2 protein-coding genes are annotated in these 1,513 nt (G+C 63.6%); both read left to right on the top strand.

Annotated features, from left to right (window positions below; translation table 11 throughout):
- A partial coding sequence (locus AC630_RS41945) for a flagellin (protein WP_283808486.1) occupies nucleotides 1-653 on the top strand: 653 nt, incomplete at its 5' end.
- A gap of 288 nt (nucleotides 654-941) precedes the next feature.
- Nucleotides 942-1,513 (top strand): flagellin N-terminal helical domain-containing protein (locus tag AC630_RS47660; RefSeq protein WP_502691599.1); only part of this gene is annotated, 572 nt, incomplete at its 3' end.

Here is a 1,513-nt window from a genome sequence, read left to right as displayed (position 1 = left end):
CGTCCAACGATGCGTCGGGCCAGACCATCACTGCCGGCGCCACCGCCACCACCCCCACCGCGGCTGACGCGGTCGACATCTCGACGGCGGCCGCCAGCGGCACCCTCGGTTCTGTCACGGCCGCGGTCAAGGACTCGGTGTCGCAAAATGCCCGCGCCAGTCTGGTTGCGCAGTACAACCAGATCATTGACCAGATCAAGACCACAGCGCAGGATGCCTCCTTCAACGGCATCAACCTGCTCAACGGTGACAGCTTGAAGCTGGTGTTCAACGAAACCGGCAAGTCGACATCGACGATCGCGGGCGTGACCTTCGATCCGGCCGGCCTCGGTCTGAGCAAGCTCACTGCCGGCACCGACTTCACCGACAACACCTCGACCAACAATGTCCTGACGGCGCTCAACACCGCCAGCACAACGCTGCGCTCGCAGGCCTCGGCCTTCGGCGCCAACCTGTCGATCGTGCAGATCCGCCAGGACTTCAACAAGAGCCTGATCAACGTGCTGCAGACCGGATCGTCCAACCTGACCTTGGCCGACGCCAACGAGGAAGCGGCCAACAGCCAGGCGCTGTCGACCCGCCAGTCGATCGCGACCTCGGCGCTGGCGCTCGCCAACCAGTCGCAGCAGAGCGTGCTGCAGCTGCTGCGCTAAGCTAAGCGGATCGGTTCACTCAACGGGACGGCGGGGCTTCGGCCCCGCCGTTCTTTTTTGTCCCAATTTACATTCTGACTGCTTCGGCGGTGGTCGCGCCTTAAGTCCTGCTTAAGGCCTCCGCCGTCATTGACCGTTCCTTAACCATAATTCTTCGAAAGCGTCCGCTGCATTAACCATCGCAGGGCCGGTTTCATCTTTTGTTGACCATAGCGTTCCTAGGGTTTCGCCACACGCGGCCAAGAAAGGCCGGCTGTAGATTTACGCCAGAAAGGTGCCCTCATGTCTCTGTCCAACATCACCCTTACCGCCGCAGTCCGCCAGAACCTGCTCTCGCTGCAGGGCACCGCCGACCTGCTCGCGACTACGCAGGGCCGTCTCGCCACCGGCAAGAAGGTCAACAGCGCCCTCGACAACCCGACCAACTTCTTCACCGCCGCCGGCCTCGATGCCCGCGCGAGCGACATCAGCAATCTGCTCGACAGCATCGGCAACGGCGTGCAGGTGCTGCAGGCCGCCAACACCGGCATCACATCGCTCTCCAAGCTCGTCGATACCGCGAAGTCGATTGCCAACCAGGCGCTGCAGCAGCCCTCGGGCTACACGTCGAAGGCCAGCGTCGCCTTCACCGGCGCCAACGCGGCAGCCGGCACCGCCACCGCCGCGAACCTGAACCAGGGTGCACTCACAGGTTCGGTGATCACCTTCACGACCGCGGCGGGTACGGCGGCTACGATTACCATCGGCGCCTCCTACACGGCCTTCGACAGCACCGCCAAGACGGCCACGGTGAACTCGCTCGATCAGCTCAACCAGGCGCTGTCTGACGCGGGCGTCAACCTGCAGGCCTCGTTCGACGC

The organism is Bradyrhizobium sp. AS23.2, from assembly GCF_001908185.1.
Taxonomy (GTDB): Bacteria; Pseudomonadota; Alphaproteobacteria; order Rhizobiales; family Xanthobacteraceae; genus Bradyrhizobium.
The sequence above is the reverse complement of the archived record's forward strand: the minus strand, read 5'-3'. Positions and strand labels throughout refer to the sequence as shown.